The organism is Staphylococcus sp. EG-SA-2 (assembly GCF_017152085.1).
In genome coordinates, this window is record NZ_JACYHC010000417.1 from 1 (window position 1) to 6,200 (window position 6,200).

The following is a 6,200-nucleotide window of genomic DNA, read 5'->3' on the forward strand; positions in this document are numbered from 1 at the left end:
GCTTCACGTGCAGGTCCTAAGTATTTACGAGGATCGTAAACTTCTTTGTCGTTATTTAAAACGTCACGAACTGCTTTTGCTGAAGCGATTTGGTTTTCAGTGTTTACGTTAATTTTAGCTGTACCAAATGGAATTGCTTTTTGGATATCTTTAGTCGGGATACCAGTACCACCGTGTAATACTAATGGTAAACCTGTAGATAAACCGATTTCTTCCATTTCTTTAAATCCTAATTTTGGTTCACCTTTGTATGGACCATGAACTGAACCTAATGCTGGCGCTAATGCATCAATACCAGTTTTTTCAACTAGTTCTTGACATTCTTTAGGATCAGCATAAATGATGCCGTCTGCTACAACATCATCTTCTTGTCCACCAACAGTACCTAATTCAGCTTCTACAGAAACACCTTTTTCATGAGCGTATTCAACAACTTTTTTAGTTGTTGCTACGTTTTCTTCGAATGGGCTGTGTGAAGCATCGATCATTACTGATGTGAAACCAGCATCGATAGCTTCTTTACATTTTTCAAAGCTTGAACCATGGTCTAAATGGATTGCTACAGGAATAGTGATGTTTAAGTCATGCATTAACCCTTCAACCATTTTAACAATTGTGTAGAAACCGCTCATGTAACGAGCAGCACCTTCAGAAACACCTAAAATTACAGGTGCATTTTCTTCTTGTGACGCTTCTAAAATTGCTTGAGTGAATTCTAGGTTATTAATATTGTATTGACCTACCGCATAACCATTTTCTTTTGCATCAATTAACATTTCTTTCATTGAAACTAAAGGCATGAAAGTTCCTCCTTGAGTGCTTACGCACGTATTTTTCAAAGTAATTATATCAAAAAAATAGCGTCAATGCATTGAAATACTGCAGATTAAATGTGTATTTTTTGAAAAATGCGATAGTTATACTAAATGCAAACGTATACATTTTTATACAATTTAAGCCGTTGCATAATATGTAGTCATTAATTACAATATTTTATAAGTAGATTGGAGGATAAAGATGTCAAAAATCTTAAACACACAACTAATAGGTATCTTTAATAGGCTAGAAAAACAATCTTTAGAAATTCAAATGGCCGCCCAATGTTTAATTCAAGCAATTGGTGGCGAAGGTTATGTTTATGTAAAAGGTTATGATGATTTACAGTTTTTCGAAAGTTTCATTCTACATAGTGATGAGCGTTTAAAATCTAGCCGAAAACTTGACGCTATTAAAGACTTTAAAGAAATTGACTCAACTGATCGTGTATTATTATTCGCACCATTTTATAATGATCAAGTTGCATTAGATATTCAAAAACTTATCGACTTAGATATCGATGTGGTCTTAATAAGCAACAAACCTAAAACAGATGATTTCCCTGATCATCTCGTACATTTTATCGATTTATCTACACCAAGACCTATAGTCTATACTGAAGATTATGATAAGATTGTCCAGCCACATGCGATAGCATTGAATTATGTATACTATGACATTTATACACAAATGATTGAAATGACAAGAGACTTAGAATTATAAAAGTCACTATTGTTATTTCATACCTTGTCACTAACATAATATTAAAATTATACGAAAAACCGGTACTTTCAATGTTTAACAATGAAAGTACCGGTTTTATTAGCAAATTTATTTATTTTGTTGATATTTTAATGAAGCTTCAATAAATGATTTAAAAATCGGGTGCGGACGATTTGGTCTAGATAAGAATTCTGGGTGGAATTGACAAGCAATAAAGAAATCATTTGTCGGAATCTCTACCATTTCTACTAAACGTCCATCTGGACTTGTACCAGAAATTACCATACCATTTGCTTCTAATTGTTCTCTATAGTCATTATTAAATTCATAACGATGACGATGTCTTTCTTCAATTTCCGCTTTACCATAAACATCTTGTGCCAATGTGCCTTCTTTAATAGAACATGGATATAAGCCTAAGCGTAATGTACCACCTAAATCTTCGATATCTTTTTGTTCTGGTAATAAATCTATAATTGGGTATGGTGTTGCTGGGTCTAATTCAGCTGAATGTGCGCCTTCAAGTCCTAATACGTTTCTTGAAAATTCAACTGTTGCAAGTTGCATTCCTAAACAAATACCAAAGAATGGTACATTGTTTTCTCTAGCATACTTAATTGCACTAATTTTACCTTCACTTGCACGGAAACCAAATCCACCTGGTACTAAAATACCGTCGACATCTGCAAGGTATTCGGCTGCATTTTCATCTGTTACTTCACTTGAATCAATCCATCTAATGTCAATATCTTTGGCAAAAGGATATCCAGCATGTTTCAATGATTCAACAACTGATAAATATGCATCTTGTAAGCTAACATATTTACCTACTAAACCAATTGTAATTTTACCATCTAAATTATTAACGATATCTAACAACTGTTTCCATTCATCAAGCTGTGTTTCATATTTCGCGTTTAATTGTAAACGTTTAATAACGATATCATCCATATTTTGTTGGCTTAATTGTAATGGAATTTCGTATAAAGAGTCTGCATCACGACATTCAATAACACTTTCTTTATTAATGTCACAGAATAATGCAATTTTATCTTTTAAATCTTGTGTCATTTCATATTCAGTTCTTACAACGATTAAGTCTGGTTGAATACCTAAGCCTCGTAATTCTTTAACACTATGTTGTGTTGGCTTCGTTTTCATTTCTCCAGCAGCTTTAATATAAGGCAGTAATGTACAGTGAACATACATAACATTTTCTCTACCTAAATCGCTACGAATTTGACGAATCGCTTCAATAAACGGTAATGACTCAATATCACCTGTTGTACCGCCAATTTCAGTGATAACAACGTCTGCATTCGTACTTTCCCCTGCAAGTAATAAACGTTCTTTAATTTCATTTGTAATATGCGGAATAACTTGAACTGTTCCGCCTAAGTAATCACCACGACGTTCTTTTTTCAATACGTGTGAATACACTTTACCGGCTGTCACATTTGAAAACTTGTTTAAATTAATATCAATAAATCTTTCGTAATGTCCTAAGTCTAGGTCAGTTTCTGCACCATCATCCGTTACGAATACTTCACCATGTTGATAAGGACTCATTGTACCTGGGTCAACATTTAAGTATGGATCGAATTTTTGAATTGTTACATTTAGACCTCTATCTTTTAATAATCTACCTAGAGAAGATGCTGTAATACCCTTCCCTAATGATGAAACTACGCCACCTGTTACAAAAATAAATTTTGTCATGTCTTGACCTCCTAATTATTAAAGGGAATGCTTCCTCATCAATTGTAAAAATTACGTAAAACATAACATTAAAGCAAGCTCATTCAAGTTGTTTATTTGTCGAATTCGACAAAATTAAATTCTGTTTACTTACCGTTTCCATACTGCTATGTCACTATGTATATCATTTACAACTTTGATTTTTGCGTTATCATTTCTTGATTTACTCAATTAAATAAAAAAACGCTCCCTCTCACAAATTCTGTAAGGGGAGCGTATAAATTTTATACACGTGTCCTATTTAAAGGAGCCCGAATAAAATTTTATCATCTTTCAACTAAAAGTCAAACAAAAAATTAATCGTTGAAGTCTTCTTCGTCTTCAAACACTTCTTCGTCTTCGTCTAGTTCATCTTCATCTTCTTCAATGACTATATCCGAATGATTGATTTCTTCTTCAACCTGCTCATCTTCTGGATCATTTAGTTCTTCTTGATCATCTGTTTGAGCTGGAATATCATCGTCGTCATCCATTTCATCTTCGCCCAATAATTTTAAGTTTTGATCTTCTTCATCATCTGCATCCAGAATATCGAATTTTTGAATAGTTGGTGCGATTTTCTCTTCAATATCATCTACCGAATACCAATCACGTAATCCCCATAAATTTTCTCCAACATTTAAAAAACGACCATCTGTGTTTAAATCTGTGTAAAATTGTACAACGCGATTTTCAATTTCTTCGTACTCATAATCACCTAACGCTCTAAACTCATCGATGATATCATATAAGTTCATAGTTTCGCCTTTATCATTCAATAATGTATAAGCCATATCAATAAATGATTTTTCATCAACCATTTGTTTTGTATAATCTTGAATTTTCATTGCCCAATACTTCCTTTCAAAGGATATAATCTAAATTTATACGTCTGAATTCATTTATATATAGTAACAAAACTAAATTATAAATGACAATATCATATTTCGCAATCACTGTTAGTAATTTAAATATTTTTCAAAAACGACATAATCATCAGTTTGTTCGATTTCAACGAAATTACTATTTAAACATAATGGTTTAAAATCATTATTCTCTCCAAACAGAATCATCGTAATCACATTAAGGTTGTCATAGTTTTTTCTTAAGTAAGTTGGCAATTGTCGCAGCGCACTTGAACCAATACCATTAAAGCGATATGATTTATCCACTTCAATAGCAGCAATGTTCATGCGTTCACCAATCTGCTCCAATGCGATAAAGCCAACCTTTTGGCCATCAATCATTAAATTAATGATATGTACATTGGTCACTTCTGAACGACTTTCTTCTTCAAGCTTTAATGACGAAACATGTTTTGAATCTAAGTCCAAGTAATATAGTCGTTCTTTGCCAATTGGTCCTTCTTCTTTAGTCGCTGTATGCATGAATCCAGCACGTTCGTATAGGTTCCAAGCATTGTCATTTTCCGCATCTACTACTAGATATAGATGATTAAAATCAGGAAATACACCTTGAACATATTGCGGCAATGACATCATTATTTTCGTGCCATATCCAAAACCTTGATATTTTTCATTAATCGATAATGAACGAATATAAACGACATTTTCAGGTGTATCATAACCTTCATGCTGATAGTAACGATGTAATACAAAAAAGCCCACCACTTCATTTTTATCGTTTATTGCTACGTTAGCAATCCTATCAACATCATTAATTGCATCATCAATAACTTCTTTAGGTAAAGATGAATATATTTGTTGTCTTTCATTCAAGTCAAAATCATTAATTGCTGAACGATATTGTTCATCAAATGCTTTTAAAGTGATACCTTCAAAACAAAGTTCTTTAGCCATATATTTAACCCCTATCTTTTTATATATGAAGCATGAATCCCCATATTATTTTACCTATTATTTCACTACGATACCATTATTTACTCTAAGTTAAATAAATTACTTATTTATATTTTTTTAAATTTCAAAATTAATGTGCTATTCCTCATTACTCATCATTTTAATCAGAGACTTACAAATACACTGCGTACGAACTACTTTTAATATTGCGTCACTAACTAACAATCCTATACAACTTCAAAATTCCTAGAAAATAATATATATAACTTAACGTCTACGTTTGTAATACATTAATTGCGATGCGCTTACAATATCGAAATACAATGGCATCAAATTTGTTAATAATTACTATTATTACTTGTTTTTTAGTCATTTTACTATACTATTATTTAAGGATAGACATTAATAATGAGGTGGGAATCTTATGAAAGTTGGCATTGACGCTGGCGGTACACTAATTAAAATCGTTCAAGAGCAAGATAACCAACGTACTTTTAAAACTGAATTAACTAAAAATATTGATCAAGTTGTGGAATGGTTAAACCAACAGCAAATTGAAAAATTATGCTTAACTGGAGGTAATGCAGGTGTCATTGCTGAAAACATCAACATTCCTGCACAAATTTTTGTAGAGTTTGATGCTGCATCTCAAGGACTAGGTATTTTGTTAAAAGAGCAAGGCCATGACTTAGCAGATTATATTTTTGCAAATGTTGGTACCGGTACGTCACTACATTATTTCGACGGCCAATCACAACGTCGTGTAGGCGGTATCGGTACAGGTGGAGGCATGATTCAAGGACTCGGTTATTTACTAAGTCAAATCACTGATTATAAACAGTTAACTGACATGGCACAACACGGTGATCGTAACACTATCGATTTAAAGGTTAGACATATTTATAAAGATACCGAACCACCCATTCCCGGTGATTTAACAGCAGCTAATTTTGGTCATGTACTACATCATTTAGATGCTGATTTTACACCTAGCAATAAATTAGCAGCCGTTATTGGTGTCGTTGGCGAAGTTGTTACGACAATGGCCATTACTGTTGCACGTGAATTTAAAACTGAAAATATCGTTTATATCGGTTCTTCATT

The 6,200-nt window shown here is 32.8% G+C and carries 6 protein-coding genes; 2 read left to right on the top strand and 4 right to left on the bottom strand.

Features of this window, described 5'->3' with window-relative positions; genetic code table 11:
- A partial coding sequence (fdaB, locus tag IDG60_RS04600) for a class IIb fructose-bisphosphate aldolase FdaB (protein WP_206160526.1) occupies positions 1–800 on the bottom strand: 800 nt, incomplete at its 3' end.
- A 217-nt stretch (positions 801–1,017) separates the two neighbouring features.
- On the opposite strand from fdaB, the gene IDG60_RS04605 reads away from it, so the two are divergent.
- Positions 1,018–1,539 carry a DUF2529 domain-containing protein gene (locus tag IDG60_RS04605; protein ID WP_000036002.1) on the top strand — a complete coding sequence of 174 codons (522 nt, stop codon included), beginning with the start codon at positions 1,018–1,020 and terminating at the stop codon, positions 1,537–1,539.
- A 108-nt stretch (positions 1,540–1,647) separates the two neighbouring features.
- Here IDG60_RS04605 and IDG60_RS04610 read toward each other — a convergent pair whose 3' ends face one another.
- From IDG60_RS04610 to IDG60_RS04620, 3 genes are all read right to left on the bottom strand, one after another.
- Complete coding sequence (locus tag IDG60_RS04610) at positions 1,648–3,258, bottom strand: CTP synthase (RefSeq protein ID WP_000159960.1); 1,611 nt, start codon at positions 3,256–3,258, stop codon at positions 1,648–1,650.
- Between the two features lie 335 nt (positions 3,259–3,593).
- Positions 3,594–4,124 carry a DNA-directed RNA polymerase subunit delta gene (gene rpoE, locus IDG60_RS04615; RefSeq protein ID WP_000701483.1) on the bottom strand — a complete coding sequence of 177 codons (531 nt, stop codon included), beginning with the start codon at positions 4,122–4,124 and terminating at the stop codon, positions 3,594–3,596.
- A 111-nt stretch (positions 4,125–4,235) separates the two neighbouring features.
- Positions 4,236–5,096, bottom strand: coding sequence for a GNAT family N-acetyltransferase (locus IDG60_RS04620; protein WP_001040743.1), 861 nt, complete (start codon positions 5,094–5,096; stop codon positions 4,236–4,238).
- 424 nt (positions 5,097–5,520) lie between these two features.
- On the opposite strand from IDG60_RS04620, the gene coaW reads away from it, so the two are divergent.
- The coding region (coaW, locus tag IDG60_RS04625; protein ID WP_206160527.1) for a type II pantothenate kinase at positions 5,521–6,200 on the top strand (680 nt) is incomplete at its 3' end.

Bases quoted from the DNA above. Each gene is read 5' to 3' on its own strand.
- IDG60_RS04620 (WP_001040743.1), bottom strand. From the start codon at position 5,096: ATGGCTAAAGAACTTTGTTTTGAAGGTATCACTTTAAAAGCATTTGAT.
- IDG60_RS04610 (WP_000159960.1), bottom strand. From the start codon at position 3,258: ATGACAAAATTTATTTTTGTAACAGGTGGCGTAGTTTCATCATTAGGG.
- IDG60_RS04605 (WP_000036002.1), top strand. From the start codon at position 1,018: ATGTCAAAAATCTTAAACACACAACTAATAGGTATCTTTAATAGGCTA.
- rpoE (WP_000701483.1), bottom strand. From the start codon at position 4,124: ATGAAAATTCAAGATTATACAAAACAAATGGTTGATGAAAAATCATTT.